The organism is Massilia oculi (genome assembly GCF_017582745.1).
Lineage (GTDB): Bacteria > Pseudomonadota > Gammaproteobacteria > Burkholderiales > Burkholderiaceae_D > Telluria > Telluria oculi_A.
This window is the reverse complement of record NZ_JAFVIM010000013.1, coordinates 31,603-47,170: the sequence shown is the minus strand read 5'-3', so window position 1 is coordinate 47,170 and position 15,568 is coordinate 31,603. Positions and strand designations below refer to the sequence as shown.

The 15,568-nt window shown below is 65.6% G+C and carries 14 protein-coding genes; 9 read left to right on the top strand and 5 right to left on the bottom strand.

Annotation, left to right across the window (positions count from 1 at the left end):
• Positions 1-6: 6 nt before the first annotated feature.
• Complete coding sequence (locus J3U95_RS15950) at positions 7-1,248, bottom strand: acetylornithine/succinyldiaminopimelate transaminase (RefSeq protein ID WP_208279637.1); 1,242 nt, start codon at positions 1,246-1,248, stop codon at positions 7-9.
• A 268-nt stretch (positions 1,249-1,516) separates the two neighbouring features.
• Here J3U95_RS15950 and J3U95_RS15945 point away from each other — a divergent pair, with 268 nt between their 5' ends.
• Both J3U95_RS15945 and J3U95_RS15940 read left to right on the top strand, forming a co-directional pair.
• A complete protein-coding gene (locus J3U95_RS15945; protein ID WP_208279635.1) occupies positions 1,517-1,960 on the top strand; it encodes a RidA family protein in 444 nt (147 codons plus the stop codon).
• A gap of 77 nt (positions 1,961-2,037) precedes the next feature.
• Positions 2,038-3,183 (top strand): MFS transporter, encoded by a 1,146-nt coding sequence (locus J3U95_RS15940; RefSeq protein WP_208279781.1) that lies wholly within the window; start codon positions 2,038-2,040, stop codon positions 3,181-3,183.
• 56 nt (positions 3,184-3,239) lie between these two features.
• Here the strand turns inward: J3U95_RS15940 and J3U95_RS15935 are convergent, their stop codons facing one another.
• Positions 3,240-4,178: a GlxA family transcriptional regulator gene (locus J3U95_RS15935; RefSeq protein WP_208279633.1), complete on the bottom strand. Its 939-nt coding sequence runs from the start codon at positions 4,176-4,178 to the stop codon at positions 3,240-3,242.
• A gap of 173 nt (positions 4,179-4,351) precedes the next feature.
• Here J3U95_RS15935 and J3U95_RS15930 point away from each other — a divergent pair, with 173 nt between their 5' ends.
• From J3U95_RS15930 to J3U95_RS15900, 7 genes are all read left to right on the top strand, one after another.
• Positions 4,352-4,849, top strand: coding sequence for a MarR family winged helix-turn-helix transcriptional regulator (locus J3U95_RS15930; RefSeq protein ID WP_208279631.1), 498 nt, complete (start codon positions 4,352-4,354; stop codon positions 4,847-4,849).
• Positions 4,846-5,127, top strand: coding sequence for a hypothetical protein (locus J3U95_RS15925; RefSeq protein WP_208279629.1), 282 nt, complete (start codon positions 4,846-4,848; stop codon positions 5,125-5,127). Before J3U95_RS15930 ends, J3U95_RS15925 begins: the two co-directional genes overlap by 4 nt.
• A 90-nt stretch (positions 5,128-5,217) precedes the next feature.
• Positions 5,218-6,051: an HDOD domain-containing protein gene (locus J3U95_RS15920; RefSeq protein ID WP_208279627.1), complete on the top strand. Its 834-nt coding sequence runs from the start codon at positions 5,218-5,220 to the stop codon at positions 6,049-6,051.
• 270 nt (positions 6,052-6,321) lie between these two features.
• Positions 6,322-7,119, top strand: coding sequence for a glucose 1-dehydrogenase (locus J3U95_RS15915; protein ID WP_208279625.1), 798 nt, complete (start codon positions 6,322-6,324; stop codon positions 7,117-7,119).
• A complete protein-coding gene (locus J3U95_RS15910) occupies positions 7,112-8,932 on the top strand; it encodes a glycoside hydrolase family 15 protein (protein WP_208279623.1) in 1,821 nt (606 codons plus the stop codon). The genes J3U95_RS15915 and J3U95_RS15910 overlap by 8 nt, the downstream gene beginning before the upstream one ends.
• Before the next feature lie 283 nt (positions 8,933-9,215).
• Positions 9,216-9,833: a glutathione S-transferase family protein gene (locus J3U95_RS15905; RefSeq protein ID WP_208279621.1), complete on the top strand. Its 618-nt coding sequence runs from the start codon at positions 9,216-9,218 to the stop codon at positions 9,831-9,833.
• Positions 9,834-9,862: 29 nt separating this feature from the next.
• Positions 9,863-11,929, top strand: coding sequence for a 2Fe-2S iron-sulfur cluster-binding protein (locus J3U95_RS15900; RefSeq protein WP_208279619.1), 2,067 nt, complete (start codon positions 9,863-9,865; stop codon positions 11,927-11,929).
• A gap of 230 nt (positions 11,930-12,159) precedes the next feature.
• Here J3U95_RS15900 and secF read toward each other — a convergent pair whose 3' ends face one another.
• From secF to yajC, 3 genes are read right to left on the bottom strand one after another with little or no spacing between them, the layout of a single operon-like run.
• A complete protein-coding gene (secF, locus tag J3U95_RS15895; RefSeq protein ID WP_208279617.1) occupies positions 12,160-13,182 on the bottom strand; it encodes a protein translocase subunit SecF in 1,023 nt (340 codons plus the stop codon).
• 15 nt (positions 13,183-13,197) lie between these two features.
• A complete protein-coding gene (gene secD / locus J3U95_RS15890) occupies positions 13,198-15,072 on the bottom strand; it encodes a protein translocase subunit SecD (RefSeq protein WP_208279615.1) in 1,875 nt (624 codons plus the stop codon).
• A 55-nt stretch (positions 15,073-15,127) separates the two neighbouring features.
• Complete coding sequence (gene yajC, locus J3U95_RS15885; RefSeq protein ID WP_005664704.1) at positions 15,128-15,457, bottom strand: preprotein translocase subunit YajC; 330 nt, start codon at positions 15,455-15,457, stop codon at positions 15,128-15,130.
• Positions 15,458-15,568: the final 111 nt, after the last annotated feature.

Sequence of the window (15,568 nt, the reverse complement as noted above, 5' to 3'; positions counted from 1 at the left end):
TGGGGATCAGGCGCCGGCGAATTCCGCCACCGCCGCGCGCATCAGGCGGTCGGCTTCGACGATCTGCTCGTCCGACACCACCAGGGCCGGCGCCAGGCGCACGACGTCCGGGCCGGCGATCAGGAGCATCAGGCCGAGCTTCTCGCACAGCTTGGTGTAGTCCTTCGAGCGGCCCTTGAAGCCTTCGGCCATCGGCAGGCCGATGAGCAGGCCCATGCCGCGCGGCTGGCCGAACACCTGCGGATAATCCGCCGCCAGCTGCTGCAGGTTGGCCATGACTTTCGCGCTGGCCTCCTTGACGCGGCCCAGGAAGGCCGGCCGGTTGATCAGCTCGAGGACCTTGAGGCCGACGCTCGACGCCAGCGGATTGCCGCCGTAGGTGGTGCCGTGGGTGCCGACCGCCAGGTACTGGGCGATCTCGTTGGTGGTCAGCATGGCGCCGATCGGATAGCCGTTGCCCAGCGCCTTGGCCGAGGTCAGCACGTCCGGCACCACGCCCATCTGCTCGTAGGCGAACAGCGAGCCGGTGCGGCCCATGCCCGACTGCACTTCGTCGAACACCAGCAGCGCGCCGGTCTTGGTGCAGAACTCGCGCAGCGCCTTCAGGTAGTCCGGGTTGCCCGGGATGACGCCGCCCTCGCCCTGGATCGGCTCGACGATCACGGCGGCGACGTCGTCGGTGATGGCGGCGCGCGCCGCTTCGATGTCGTTGTACGGGATGTGGGAGAGGTCTTGCGGCAGCGGCTCGAAGCCTTCGGTGTACTTCGGCTGGCCGCCGACCGAGACGGTGAACAGGGTGCGGCCGTGGAACGACGACAGGCAGGACACGATGCGCGACTTGTGCGGGCCGAACTTGCCGTGCGCGTACTTGCGCGCCAGTTTGAGGGCGGCTTCGTTGGCTTCGGCGCCCGAGTTGCAGAAGAAGGCGCGTTCGGCGAAAGTGGCGGCGATCAGGGCCGAGGCCAGGCGCAGCACCGGCTCGTTGGTGTAGCCATTGCCGATGTGCCACAGGGTGTTCAATTGCCTGGTCAGCGCTTCGTTCACTTCCGGATTGGCGTGGCCAAGGGCGGTGACGGCGATGCCCGAGGTGAAGTCGAGGTAATGCTTGCCTTCCTGGTCCCACAGATCGAGGCCCGACGCGCGCACCGGCACCATCGCGGCCGGGGCGTAGGTGGGGACCAGGACCTCGTCGAAGGTCTGACGGCTAACCGGCAGCGTGGCGATACCCGAATCAAGCTGAGCGTTCATTGGCTTCTTCCTCTTGCAATGGTGAATGAACCGCGGATGATACCCGCATTGTCGGGCCATTATAGGAACGCTGAGTGACAACATCTTTTAGAAGTGCGACAGGCATTTTCATTTTTGGACGGAGAACTGACGCTCGCAGTCGTTGGCTCGATAGCAACAGTACCGCACACTGTCCTCGTGTGCCCGCAGACGCCCCCCTTGACCTCAAGTTGAGTTGAGATTTTATAGTGACCCGACCGCTGCCGTTGCAGCTTTTCCAGGGACATCCATGCATTCCGTCAACTCCACACACGCAAGGCATTCATTCATCAACCCGGCGCAGCTGTACGATCCGCGCCCCAACGCTTATACCCATGTTGTGGTAGCCAGCACACCTGCACGCATCGTCCATGTCGCAGGACAGGGAGGAGAAGACGATGCCGGTCAGTTGGCCGCTGACTTCGAGACGCAGGTAAGGCAGGCGCTGACCAACCTCGGCGCGGCGCTGGCCGCCGCCGACGCCACCTTTTCCGAGGTCGTCAAGATCACGGTGTTGATCGTCGATCACGACGCCGACCGGCTCGCCATCTTCGGCCGCGCACTCGGCGCCGCCTGGGGTGTTCATCCACCGCCGGCCTGCACCCTGATACCGGTTGCCCGGCTGGCCCTCGACGGCATGCTGTTCGAGATCGACGCCATGGCCGTGTCCACGCTGCCGGCGAGCCTGACGTGACGCCCGGCGCAGCGTATCGCGCCGGCACGCCGCCGGCTGCCGCGCCGGCAGCGCTCGCAACGCCGGTGTTGCTGTTGATGGCGGTCGCCACCGGCCTGTGCGCAGGCAGCAATTACTTTAATCAACCGCTCCTGCACTCGATTGCACAAGGCTTGCACGTGAGCGAAGCGACCGCCGCCCTCACCGTCACCCTGTCGCAAATGGCGTATGCCAGCGGCCTGCTGTTGTTCGTCCCGCTGGCGGACAGCCTGGAACGGCGCTCGCTGACCGTCGGACTGATGCTGCTGTCGGCGCTGGGACTGTCGCTCAGCGCCTTTGCCAGCAACTTCGCCATGCTGGCGGCCGGCACCCTCGTTACCGGCCTGTTCTCCGTCGCCGCGCAGACGCTGGTGCCAATGGCTGCGGCGCTCGCCGCGCCACAGCGAAGCGGCCGCGCCGTCGGGATCGTCATGACCGGCCTGCTGAGCGGCATCCTGGTTGCGCGCAGCGCCGCCGGACTCTTGTCCGACATCGGCGGATGGCGCACGGTCTACCAGGCGGCGGCGCCATGCATGGTCGTACTGGCCTTCATGCTGTGGCGTACGCTGCCTCGTTCGCGCAACACGGTACCGATGCGTTACGTGGAGATCCTGCGCTCGCTGCTGACCTTGACCGCGCGCCATCCGCGCCTGCGCAGCCGCGCGCTGCTCGGTGCGCTGTCATTCGCTTCCGTCAGCGTCCTGTTGTCGAGCACCACGTTATTGCTGTCGGGCCCCGCCTTCGACATGAACGACAGCAGCATCGGCCTGGTCGGACTGCTCGGCGTGGCTGGCGCCATCATGGCAAGCGTAACCGGCCGCCTTGCCGATCGGGGATGGGGCCAGGCGACGTCGGCGGTCGGCGTGCTACTGCTGTTGGTTGGCTGGGCATGCCTGTCGATGGGCGCGACTATCCTCGCCTGGCTACTAGCTGGCACGCTGGCGGTCGATATCGCCCTGGCAAGCCTACATATCAGCAACCAGAGCGTGATCTACCAGCTGGAGCCGGCGGCGCGGGCGCGCGTCAATGCGGTGTACATGACATGCTATTTTGCCGGCGCCGCGACCGGTTCGGCACTGGCCTCGCTTGCCTGGAGCCAGGGCGGCTGGCGAGGCGTCTGCGTGGCCGGCGCCGGCCTGGCCGTGTTGAGCGGGTGCGCGCTTGCCCATGACCATATGCTGGTCCGCGCTGGCGCCCGACAGTGACCGTTCGCCGTCGGAACAGCGCGGCAGCGGCGGCCTGTCGCGTTGACTGCCCAGGCTTACTGCGCCAGCTTTCGCTGCCGCTCTTCCCTCGGCGTATTGCCGAACAAGGCCCCGAATGCCGTCGAGAAATGCGACCCGGAGGAAAAGCCGCACATCAGCCCGACCTGCACGATCGAGTGATTGGTGTCGAGCAGGAGTTGGCGCGCGCGGCGCAGGCGCAGTTCGAGGTAGTAGCGCGACGGCAGGCTGCCCAGGTATTGCTTGAACAGGCGCTCCAGCTGGCGCCGCGAAATGCCGGCCAGCTGGGCGATCTCGTCGGTCGAGAGCGGCTCTTCGATGTTCGCCTCCATCAGCGCCACCGCCTCGGACAGCTTCGGCTGCAGGGCGCCGAAGCGGGCCTGCAGCGCCACCCGCTGGCGCTCGTCCGGGCCGCGCACGCGGTCGATGCACAGGGTTTCCTTCACCTGTGCCTGGACCGTGGCGCCGAACAGCAGCTCGACCATGGTCAGGGCGAAGTCGATGCTGGCCGCGCCGCCGCAGCAGGTGAGGCGGTTGGCGTCGAACTCGTACAAATGGGGGGTGAGAAGGGCCTGCTCGGCCTGGGCGTTCACGTCCGGATACAGGGCCCAGGGCAAGGCGGTGCGGGCGCCGTGCAGGACGCCGGCGTCGGCCAGCCACAGCACGCCGGCCCCGACCCCGCCCCAGTACGGCGCGGCGCGGCAGCGCTCGACCAGGGCGCGCAGATTGGCCGGGCGCAGGGCCGCCTCGGCCTCGTCGGCCACCAGCAGCACCAGGTGCCAGTGGCGTCCGGGATCGCCCATGAATTTGTCCGGGCCGCGCACGTCGACGTGCAGCCGCTCCGGCCCCAGCACCTTGGCCGCCAGGCGCAGCGGCTGGTACAGCCCGGACCAGGTCAGCGCATCGGGTTCGCCGGCGTTCACCAGCAGGACGCGCAGCGGCCGCTCCTGCGCCAGCAGGGACAGGTCAGGCTGCATCGTGGCGGGTGATGGATGCCATTGGAGAGGTGGATTCGCGGCGGACGTGATGAAAGAACATGGTCGTCTATCATACCGGAGATCAATCGGAGCGTTTCGAGCCGGCTATGCCTCTCGCAGAATCTTGCGTAGCGGGCAACGGAAGGCGCGGCGGACGGCTATAATCCCGGCCCATGGGGGAACGATATCTAAAAAGCATCCGGCTGCTGGCCGAGTGCATGCAGGGCTTCGAGCGCGTCTCGGGCGACGCGGTGCGCCAGAACGGGTTGACGCATGCGCAGTTCGATATCATCGCCACGCTGGGCAATACCACCGGCATGAGCTACAAGGAACTGGGCGAACGTACCCTGATCACCAAGGGCACCCTGACCGGCGTCATCGAACGCCTGGAACAAAAAGGCCTGGTGCTGCGCGAGCGCAGCTGCGACGACAAGCGATCGTTCTTCGTGCGCCTGACGCCTGCCGGCGACCGGGTGTTCTGCGATGTGTTCCCGAAAGTGATTGCACGTGGAAAAGAATTATTCACCGCCTACAGCGATGCCGACTTCGCCGCGCTCGAAGACGCGCTCGGCCTGCTGCGCGCGCGCATCCAGGCCGGCGCCCGGCATGACGCCGGCGGCGATGGCGACCGCCCCACTCCCTCCCCATTCCACCTGAAGGAAACGCCTTGAAAACCTCTCTCATCGACGGCAAGAAGCCAGCCCATTTCGACAAGCACATTATTGGCAACATCCTGCTCGACGTCGCCCCACTGGACGAAGTGCGCGAGGAACCGATGCTGATCGGCGTGCGCAACGAAGCCGGCGAGATCTATCGCCTCATCGGCGCAACCAAACTCAATAGCTACATGAACGCGGTCGAGGAACTGCTCGACCTCGGCCTGGTCGACGAGCTGGAAAACCTCGAAGAACAGAAGGAAGGCTGCGACGCCATCTTCAGCGAAGAATAAAGACGCCTGGATACGACGGTCCCGCTGAGATCGATACCATAGAGCAATATTTTTGCAAGCAAGGTGTTGTGTTGGGGGTATAATTTTTTCATGGACCAAGTCTCCGCACTCGACAGCATCGCCGCCGAAGCCAGCCGCGGCGAACTTGCCTTCCCCACCAGCGTCAACGCCTCGCTGACCCTGCAGCGGGCGCTGGGCGAACCCGATTGCCATATCGACGCCGCCGCCCGCCTGGTGCAGGCCGAGCCGCTGCTGGCGGCGCGCACGGTCGCGATCGCCAACTCGGTGGCCTATAACCGCAGCGGCAACGACGTCACCAATGTGCGCGCGGCGGTCCAGCGCGTGGGCTTTCGGACCCTGGGCGCCCTGGCGGCCTCGGTCATCGTGCGCCAGCTGGCCAGCGAGATCCGCGATCCGGGCCTGCGCCACAAGGCCGACCAGCTGTGGGCCCACTCGGCCCACGTGGCGGCCCTCAGCCAGGTGATCGCGCGGCGCGTCTCCTTCGTCGATCCCGAAACGGCGCTGTTCGCCGGCATCGTGCACGAGGTCGGCGGCTTCTACCTGCTGTCGCGCGCCGAAGCCCTGCCCGGCCTGCTGGACGACAACCTCGATGCCTGGCTCGACCATGGCGAAGCGGCCATCGGCCGCGGCGTGCTGCACAAGCTGGGCGTCCCGGCCCCGGTGATGGACGCGATCGAGGCGCTGTGGGACGGCATGCGCGCGCTCCCGCCGGAAACCCTGGGCGACACCCTGCTGCTGGCCAACGACCTGGCGCCCCTGCCTTCTCCCCTGTTCGCGCCGCCCGGCGCCACCACCCATGCCGCGGCGGCGACCATCGACTTCGTGTTCGGCGAAGGCACGCTCAAGGGTGTGCTGGAAGAATCGGGCGAGGAAGTGAAGAGCCTGACGTCGGCCCTGCTGTAAGGCAACCCACGAAAAAAAACGCCCGCTCGGTAAGGAGCGGGCCAAGTCCAAAACTAGGGATGTCCTGAAAGAGACAGCTTCATCTTATGCATCCGGCGTAGCGCACTCCGTACGTTCACGCACACTGGCGCTCATTCTTTTCATCTCGCCCATTCCATGCCTTTGCCGGCCCAGCCGTGCATTTCCCATCCCCGCTTTCTGCTAAGGTCGTTCCAGCCGGGCACGCAAGCGCAGAGCTGTCCGGCGTATTCACGCTCTGGAGGACATCCCATGCAAATCAGCCTGAACGACCAGGTGGCGCTCGTGACCGGTGGCGACTCCGGCATCGGCCGCGCCATCAGCATCGCCTTCGCCGCGGCCGGCGCCAAGGTGGTGGTCAACTACAACAGCAGCCAGGACAAGGCTGACGAAGTCGTACGACAGATCAAGGAAGCCGGCGGCCAGGCGCTGGCGGTGCAGTGCAATGTGTCCAGCGAAGACGACGTCGCGCGCCTGTTCGACGCCACCGGCGAGGCCTTCGGCGGCCTCGACATCCTGGTCGCCAATGCCGGCATGCAGAAGGATGCCGGCATCGCCGACATGTCGCTGGACGACTGGAAAGCCGTGCTCGACGTCAACCTGACCGGCCAATTCCTGTGCGCCCGCGCGGCAGTGAAGCGCTTTCGCCAACAGGGCAACCGCGGCCGCATGCGCGCCAACGGCGTCATCCTGTGCATGAGCTCGGTCCACGAGACGATCCCCTGGGCCGGCCACGTCAACTATGCCGCGTCCAAGGGCGGGATCGGCATGTTCATGCGCTCGCTGGCCCAGGAAGTGGCGCAGGAAGGCATCCGCGTCAACGGGATCGCGCCGGGCGCCATCCGCACCCCGATCAACGAAGACGCCACCGAAGGCGAGGCGGGCAAGAAGCTGCTCGAGCTGATCCCGTATGGCCGCATCGGCGAGACCGACGACGTGGCCAGCCTGGCGCTGTTCATGGCGTCCGACCTGGCCGACTACATGACCGGCACCACGGTCTATGTCGACGGCGGCATGTCACTCTATCCAGGATTCGAAGACAATGGCTGAACCAAACGCAACCCGCCCTCCGCGCCCGATCGCCGGCCACGGCGCCATCGGCAATATGGCCACGATCGCGCTGGTCGCGCTCGATGGCGCGGTCGACTTCCTGTGCTGGCCCGACTTCGACAGTCCCAGCATCTTCGCCGCCCTGCTCGACCCCGAGCAGGGCGGCCACTTCACCATCGCGCCGGAGGACGGGGACATGCGCGTGGTGCAGACCTACCTGCCCGCCACCAATGTGCTCCTCACCCAGTGGCTGGGTGAAGAGTCCAGCGTCCACGTGACCGACTATATGGCCGGCCCGGAACAGCTCGGCCACGGTCCGGCGCGCATGCTGCGCCGGGTCCACGTCACCAGCGGCGAGGTGCGCATCCGGGTCGACTGCCAGCCCCGCTTCGACTATGCCCGCCAGCGGCCGGAGGTCGCGGCCGGCCAGGACCAGGCGGTGTTCTCGGCGCCCGGCGCCCCGCGACTGCGCCTGTCGGCGCCCGTGGCCTTCGAGGCTGCCGATGGCGGCGCCACGGCCTCGATCGTGATGCGTGAAGGCGACGTCATCGACTTCGTGCTCGACGAAGACGGCGACCCGTCCCTGGAGGCCGGCGCCGGCGATGCCCTGCTGCGGGAGGTCGTCCAGTACTGGCAGACATGGAGCCAGCGCTCGACCTATCGCGGGCGCTGGCGCGAAGCGGTCACGCGCTCGGCACTGGTGCTCAAGCTGATGACGTCGTGCCGCCACGGCTCGATCGTCGCCGCCGCCACCTTCGGCCTGCCCGAGGTGCTGGGCGGCTCGCGCAACTGGGATTACCGCGCCACCTGGATCCGCGACGCGTCGTTCACCGTGTATGCCCTGATGCGGCTCGGATACATCGACGAGGCGAAGGCGTTCACGCGCTGGACCGCCGAACTGCCCAAGCATGATCCGAGCGACGGCCACCTGCGCATCATGTACGCGTTCGACGGCCGTCCGATCGGGGAGGAAACCGAGCTCGACCATCTGGCCGGCTATGCGAACTCCAAGCCCGTTCGCATCGGCAATGCAGCCGCCAGCCAATTACAGCTCGACATCTTCGGCGCCCTGCTCGATTCGATCTATCTCAGTAATAAGTATGGCGAGGCCATTTCTCATGCCGACTGGGTGGGGGTCTGCCAGGTGGTCAATTTCGTTTGCGACAATTGGAAGCGCCCGGATGCCGGCATCTGGGAGGGCCGCGAACCGGAGCGCGAACACCTGCATTCGCAGCTCATGTGCTGGGTGGCGGTCGATCGCGCACTGCGCCTGGCGAGCAAGCGCTCGCTGCGCGCGCCGTTCGATCGCTGGATCGCCGCACGCAACGAAATCTCGGGCTATATTTGGGAAACCTTCTGGAACAAAGAGCTCGGGCATTTTGTGCGCAGCAAGGGCTCACGCAATGTGGACGGCGCGATGCTGATGATGCCGCTGGTGCGCTTCATCGGCTCCACCGATCCGCAATGGCTGGCGACCCTGGACGCCATTGGAGACCAGCTCAGCCACGACGCGCTGGTGCAGCGCTACGACCGCGACGACGGGCTCGAAGGGCAGGAAGGTGCGTTCGCGGCCTGCTCATTCTGGTACGTGGAATGCCTGGCGCGGGCCGGGCGCATCGACCATGCGCGCAACAATATGGAAAAGCTCATCGCCTACGGTAACCACGTGCACCTGTACGCGGAAGAGTTCACCAATAAGGCTGAGCTGCTCGGCAACTTCCCGCAAGCCTTTACCCACCTCGCATTGATCAGCGCCGCGACCTATCTCGATGCGGCGATTGAAGGCAAGCTCGAGCATCCCTGGCAGTTGTAGACACTGCGGCCAAAAAAAACCCGCGCCGTTGCCGGTGCGGGTAAAGTCCAAAACTAGGGATGTCCTGAAAGAGACGAGTCCATCTTACGTTTGGCACGGCGGTAGCTCGGTGCGCTGATTCACACTTTGACATGATTTTTTAACATGTTTGTCATCTGCGATTATTTCGACCAGCGAAATAATCATGTGTCTACAGAGTCATTCCCATCGAATTCATTTGATCCCACACTGCTTGCATGGGTCGCGATCGGCGCGCTCCATCAACCAACCAGGGATCAAGAAAATGAAAATCCATCACCACCCACTGTCCGGCCATTCCCACCGCGTCGTCCTGTTCGCATCGCTCCTCGGTGTGCCGCACGAGCTGGTCGAAGTCGATCTCAAGGCCGGCGCCCACAAGAAGCCCGCCTTTCTCGCGCTGAACCCGTTCGGCCAGGTGCCGGTGCTGGAAGACGATGGCACGGTCATCGCCGATTCGAACGCCATCCTGGTCTATCTCGCGACCAAGGCTGGCCGTGACGACTGGCTTCCGGTGGACGCGGCCGGCGCCGCGGCCGTCCAGCGCTGGCTGTCGGTGGCTGCCGGCGAAGTCGCCTACGGTCCGGCGGCGGCGCGCCTGATCACCGTGTTCGGCGCCAAATACCGTGCCGACGAAGTCATCGCCCGCGCCCACGCCCTGCTCGCCCGGCTCGAAAGCCACCTGGCCGGCGGCGACTGGCTGGCCGCCGACCACCCGACCATCGCCGACGTCGCGCTCTACAGCTACCTCGCCCGTGCTCCCGAAGGCAATGTCGACCTGTCTGCCTATCCCGCCGTGCAGGCCTTCCTGCGCCGCATCGAGGCCTTGCCGGGCTTCGTTCCATTCGTCCAGACGCCGGTCGGCCTGGCCGCCGCCGCGTAACGGCGGCCCACGCACAGACAGGAGACGACATGGCCGAACAACTGGAAAAGCTGCCCACCTGGCACGAAGGCGAAAAATTCATCCAGGCGAAATTGGGAGTGGTCGAGCGCATGGACATCGTCGGCCGGCGCGTGGTGCGGGATTTCATGCCCGACCAGCACCGCGACTTCTATGCCCAGCTGCCCTTCATCGTGCTGGGCAGCGTGGATGCCGGGGGCGATGCGTGGGCAACTTTTCTTGAAGGCCGGCCGGGCTTCATGTCCTCGCCGACGCGCACCACGCTCGACCTCGCCACCCGTGCGCATCCAGCCGACCCGGCCGCCGAAGGCATGCGCGATGGCGCGCCGGTGGGCCTGCTGGGCATGGAGATGCACACGCGGCGGCGCAACCGCATGAACGGACGCTTGTCGCACACGGATGCCGGATTGCATATCGACGTCGACCAGAGCTTCGGCAACTGTCCACGCTACATCCAGCTGCGCGAGTTCGCTTTCGAGCGCGAGCCAGGCGCCCCGTTCACCGGCCAGGCCGAGCACCTGGCCGCGCTCGACGCCGAGGCGCGCGCGCTGATCGCAGGCGCCGACGCCTTCTTCGTCGCCTCCTATGCCGACCGCGCCGAACGGCGCCAGGTCGACGTCTCGCACCGCGGCGGCAAGGCCGGCTTCGTGCGCATCGCCGACGACGGCACGCTCACGATTCCCGATTTCGACGGCAACCTGTTCTTCAATACATTGGGCAATATCGTCGTCAACGGCAAGGCCGGCTTGCTGTTCGTCGATTTCGCCAGCGGCGACATGCTGCAGATGAGCGGCGACGCCGAAGTCGTCTTCGACTCGCCCGAAATCGCCGCCTTCCAGGGCGCCGAGCGGCTGTGGACGTTCAAGCCACGCCGCGTCGTGCGCCGGCGCGCCGGCCTGGCCTTGCGCTGGACCTTCCAGGACGGTGGCTGGTCGGCCAACTCGCTGATGACCGGCGACTGGCAGCAGGCCGGCGAACGCCTGCGCGCAGCCGAATTCTCCAACCGCTGGCGCAGCCTGAAGGTGGCCCGCATCGTCGAGGAAAGCACGGCGATCCGCTCCTTCTACCTAGAACCGGACGACGGCGCCGGGCTGCTGCCGCACTTGCCGGGACAGCACCTGCCGATCCGGGTCACGCTGCCGGGCACCGACAAGCCGCTCATCCGTACCTATACCCTGTCGCATGCGCCTTCGGATGGCGGCTACCGGATCAGCGTCAAGCGCGAGAGCCTGGTGTCGCGCTACCTGCATGAGCAGCTGCGCGAGGGCGACGTGCTCGAAACCCGCGCGCCGGCCGGCGACTTCACGCTCGACATGGCGACCAGCCGGCCGGTGGTGCTGCTGGCCGGCGGCGTCGGCATCACGCCGATGCTGGCGATGCTGCGCCATATCGTCTACGAAGGATTGCGCAAACAAAAGATTCGCCCCACGACACTGTTCTATGCCGCCCGCTCGAAGGCCGAGCGCGCCTTCGATGGCGAGCTGGCCGAACTGGTCGCCGCCGCGAAGGGCGCCGTCAAGCTGGTGCGCGTGCTCAGCGAACCTGGCGAGGCCGGCGAGGGCCAGGACTACGAGGCCGCCGGCCGCATCGACATGGCGCTGCTCGGCCAATACCTGTCCTTTGGCGACTACGAGTTCTACCTGTGCGGCCCGCCGGGTTTCAGCCAGGCGATCTACGACGGGCTGCGCGGCTACGGCATCGCCGACAGCCGGATCCATGCCGAAGCCTTCGGGCCGGCCTCGCTGTCGCGCACGCCCGACTGCGCCGCCGTGGCGGCCCCCGCGCGGCTGCCGCCGGCGACGCAAACGGTGCCGGTCATGTTCATGGATTCGCTCAAGGAAGCGCGCTGGACACCCGGCAGCGGCACCCTGCTCGAGCTGGCCGAGGCGCGCGGGCTGGAACCGGAATTCAGTTGCCGCGAAGGCACTTGCGGAACCTGCCGCACCAAGCTGCTCAAGGGAGCGGTGACCTATATCAAGGAGCCAGGCGCGAGTGTGGCGGACGACGAGGTGCTGGTCTGCTGCGCCGTCCCGGCGGCGCAGCCGGATGGCGACGGCGGCCTGCAGCTCGCCCTGTAAAAAGCGGCAGCGGGATGCCGGGATAAAAAAAACCCGCTTCGTTGCGGAAGCGGGTGAAGTCCAAAACTAGGGATGTCCTGAAAGAGACAGTTCCACTATAGGTGGGCCAGCCTGGGCACTCCGTGCGCTGCCACACACAACACTGTCAAATTCGTCGCGCAACGGATTCACATCAAACAAAATGCCGCCGCGGCAAGGCCGGGGCGGCATTTTTCATCCGGAGCGGGTAGTTAGACCACCGCGCCGTCGGTCTCGTCCTTCTCCTTGATCGGCTTGATCAGGTCTTCGCGCTTGACGCCCAGCCACATGGCCACCGCCGCTGCGACGAACACCGACGAATACACGCCGAACAGGATGCCGATGGCCAGCGCGATCGCGAAGTAGTGCAGCGCGTAGCCGCCGAAGAACAGCATCGACATCACCATCATCAGGGTCGAGCCGTGGGTGATGATGGTGCGCGAGATGGTGCTGGTGATCGCGTGGTCGATGACTTCCGTCGTCGACATCCGGCGCTGGCGGCGGAACATCTCGCGGATCCGGTCGAAGATGACGACCGATTCGTTGACCGAGTAGCCCAGCACCGCCAGCGTTGCCGCCAGCACCGTCAGCGAGAATTCCCACTGGAAGAAGGCGAAGAAGCCCAGGATGATGACCACGTCGTGCAGGTTGGCGACCACGGCGGCGACGGCGAATTTCCATTCGAAGCGGATCGCCAGGTAGATCATGATGCCGAGGATGGTCATGATCAGCGCGTTCAGGCCGTTCTGGGCCAGCTCGTCGCCGACCGACGGGCCGACGAACTCGACCCGCTGCAGGCTGATCAGTTCTTCGCCGGTCGCCTTGGCGCAGCTGGTGTGGTTGATCACCTCGCCCTTGTCGGTCGTGACCTGGCTCTGCTTCGGCGCACCGCCGTCGGCGGCGCAGATGGCGTTGAAGACGCGGGCCGAGGTGCTGGCCGCTTCCGTGCCTTCCAGGATCGGCAGGCGCAGCATGATGTCCTGGGCGGTGCCGAAGCTGGCCACTTCAGGGTGCGAATAGCCCATGCCGCGCAGCGTGTCGCGGATCTTTTCCTGGTTGGCCGCATGCGGATAGCGCAGCTCCATCACGGTGCCGCCGGTGAACTCCACCGAGAAGTTCAGGCCTTTGCTGAACAGGAAGAACACCGCGGCGACAAAGGTCAGCACCGAGATCGCATTGAGGATCAGGGCGTGGCGCATGAACGGGATGTCCCGTTTGATCTTGAAAAATTCCATGTCAGTCTCGAGTCCTTACTTCTTGGTGGGCGACATGCCCGGCTGCCAGACCGTGCCGATCGAAATCTTGGTCAGTTTCTTCTGGCGGCCATACCACAGGTTGGCGAAACCGCGGGCCACGACGACCGCCGAGAACATCGAGGTCAGGATGCCCAGGCAGTGCACCACGGCGAAGCCGCGCACCGGACCGGAACCGAAGATCAACAGCGCCAGGCCGACGATCAGGGTGGTCACGTTGGAGTCGACGATGGTGTCCCAGGCGTGCTTGGAACCGGCGGCGATCGCCGCCTGTGGCGGGGCCCCGGCGCGCAACTCTTCGCGGATGCGCTCGTTGACCAGCACGTTGGAGTCGATCGCGACGCCCAGCGCCAGCGCGATTGCTGCGATGCCCGGCAAGGTCAGCGTGATGCCCAGGATCGACAGCAGGGCCAGCAGGAACAGCACGTTGGCCGCCAACGCCAGCGCCGAGAACACGCCGAACAGGTGGTAGTAGACGATCATGAAGACCGCGATCGCCACGAAGCCCCAGATGGTCGAGTGCAGGCCGCGTTCGATGTTCTCGGCGCCCAGCTGCGGGCCGATCACGCGTTCCTCGACGAATTCCATCGGCGCCGACAGCGCGCCCGAGCGCAGCAGCAGGGCCAGTTCGTTGGCGTCCTGCGAGGTGCCCATATTGGTGATCTGGAAGGTCGAACCCAGCTCGCTCTGGATGGTCGGCGCCGACAGGACGTTGTACACGCCCTTCTCTTTCAGCAGGATCGCCATGCGCTTGCCGACGTTGTCGCGGGTCGCCTGGCGGATGCGGCGGCCGCCGTCGCCGTTCAGGTCGATCGAGACGGCCGGCTGCTGGTTCTGGTCGAAGCTGGCGGTGGCGCTCGAGATGTACTCGCCGGTCAGGATGATGTCGCGCGACAGCACGACCGGGGCGCCGCGGCCTTCGGTGAACAGTTCGGAATTGAGCGGGATGGCGGCCGACAGCTCGGTGCCCGGGGTCACGGTCTGGTCGACCATGCGCAGCTCGAGGGTCGCGGTGCGGCCGATGATGTCCTTGGCGCGCGCCACGTCCTGCACGCCCGGCAGCTGGACCACGATGCGGTCGGCGCCCTGCTGCTGGATGATCGGTTCGGTGGTGCCCAGCTCATTGATACGCTTGGACAGGGTCACGATGTTCTGCTTGACGCCGTCTTCGACGCTGCGCTTGATCGCATCGGGCTTGAGGCTGACGACCAGCTTCTGGTCGGCGCCGTCGGCGGCCTCTGCAAAGTTCAGCTCGTTCGAGCGCGAGGTCAGCACATTGCGTGCGGCGGAACGCGTCGCGGCATCGCGGAAGCGCACTTCGATGGTGTCGCCCACGCGCTCGATGCCGGCGTGGCGCACGTTTTCGTCGCGCAGGTTGCTGCGCACGCTGGCTTGCAGCGCCTTGACCTTGTTGTCGATCACCGCCTTGGTGTCGACCTGCAGCAGGAAGTGCACGCCGCCGCGCAAGTCGAGGCCGAGGCTCATCGGACCGGCGCCGATCTTTTCCATCCAGGCCGGGGTATTGGTGACCAGGTTGACGGTGACGATGTAATCGGGATTGGCCGGGTCGCGGTTCAGTTCGCGTTCCAGGGCCAGCTTGGCCTTGAATTGTTCTTCGGTGCCGGCGAAGCGCACACGCACCGACGTCGTGTGGCCGCTGCCTTCGAGCGAGAGTCCGGTGTGGGCAATGCCGGTACGCTTGAGCGCATCCTCGACCAGGGTAGTGGAGGCGCTGGTGATGTTCAGGGTCGAACGGCCCGATGTCACCTGCAACGCCGGCGTTTCGCCGAAGTAGTTAGGCGCCGTGTACAACGCGCCGAGCAGCAGCGCGATGACGATCATTAGGTATTTCCAGACGGGATAGCGATTCATAGTGTTCCGGCGTTCAGGTTGGGCAGTGCGGCCCGCGGGCCGCACGGGCTTGCTCTTACAGGGCTTTCAGGGTGCCCTTCGGCAGCAGGGTGGTCACTGCGTTCTTCTGCACGGTGATTTCGGTGCCGGTAGCGATTTCCAGGGTGACGTAGGCGTCGGTCACTTTCGAGACGCGGCCGACGATGCCGCCGGCGGTCACGACTTCATCGCCCTTGGTCAGTGCATCCATCATCGCTTTCAGCTCGCGCTGACGTTTCTGCTGAGGACGGATCATCAGGAAATACATGACCACGAACATCAGGATCAGCGGCAGGAAGGTCGTCAGGCTGCCCATGATGCCTGGGTCAGCGGCGGCGGTTTGCGCGTAAGCGTTGGAAATGAACACAAGAACTCCGATTGTGAAGTTAAAAAAATAAGCGGTGTATTCTAGCATCGGCCAGTCACCGAAAACCAAATCTGGAGGTAGGTGATCTTGCTTTTCGGTATTGCAAGAGCT

What these genes read in the sequence shown, in the direction of transcription:
- J3U95_RS15945 (WP_208279635.1), top strand. Translation starts at nt 1,517, where the DNA reads ATGCATTCCGTCAACTCCACACACGCAAGGCATTCATTCATCAACCCG.
- J3U95_RS15905 (WP_208279621.1), top strand. Translation starts at nt 9,216, where the DNA reads ATGAAAATCCATCACCACCCACTGTCCGGCCATTCCCACCGCGTCGTC.
- J3U95_RS15915 (WP_208279625.1), top strand. Translation starts at nt 6,322, where the DNA reads ATGCAAATCAGCCTGAACGACCAGGTGGCGCTCGTGACCGGTGGCGAC.
- J3U95_RS15910 (WP_208279623.1), top strand. Translation starts at nt 7,112, where the DNA reads ATGGCTGAACCAAACGCAACCCGCCCTCCGCGCCCGATCGCCGGCCAC.
- J3U95_RS15920 (WP_208279627.1), top strand. Translation starts at nt 5,218, where the DNA reads ATGGACCAAGTCTCCGCACTCGACAGCATCGCCGCCGAAGCCAGCCGC.
- J3U95_RS15930 (WP_208279631.1), top strand. Translation starts at nt 4,352, where the DNA reads ATGGGGGAACGATATCTAAAAAGCATCCGGCTGCTGGCCGAGTGCATG.
- secD (WP_208279615.1), bottom strand. Translation starts at nt 15,072, where the DNA reads ATGAATCGCTATCCCGTCTGGAAATACCTAATGATCGTCATCGCGCTG.
- J3U95_RS15950 (WP_208279637.1), bottom strand. Translation starts at nt 1,248, where the DNA reads ATGAACGCTCAGCTTGATTCGGGTATCGCCACGCTGCCGGTTAGCCGT.
- secF (WP_208279617.1), bottom strand. Translation starts at nt 13,182, where the DNA reads ATGGAATTTTTCAAGATCAAACGGGACATCCCGTTCATGCGCCACGCC.
- J3U95_RS15900 (WP_208279619.1), top strand. Translation starts at nt 9,863, where the DNA reads ATGGCCGAACAACTGGAAAAGCTGCCCACCTGGCACGAAGGCGAAAAA.
- J3U95_RS15935 (WP_208279633.1), bottom strand. Translation starts at nt 4,178, where the DNA reads ATGCAGCCTGACCTGTCCCTGCTGGCGCAGGAGCGGCCGCTGCGCGTC.
- J3U95_RS15940 (WP_208279781.1), top strand. Translation starts at nt 2,038, where the DNA reads ATGGCGGTCGCCACCGGCCTGTGCGCAGGCAGCAATTACTTTAATCAA.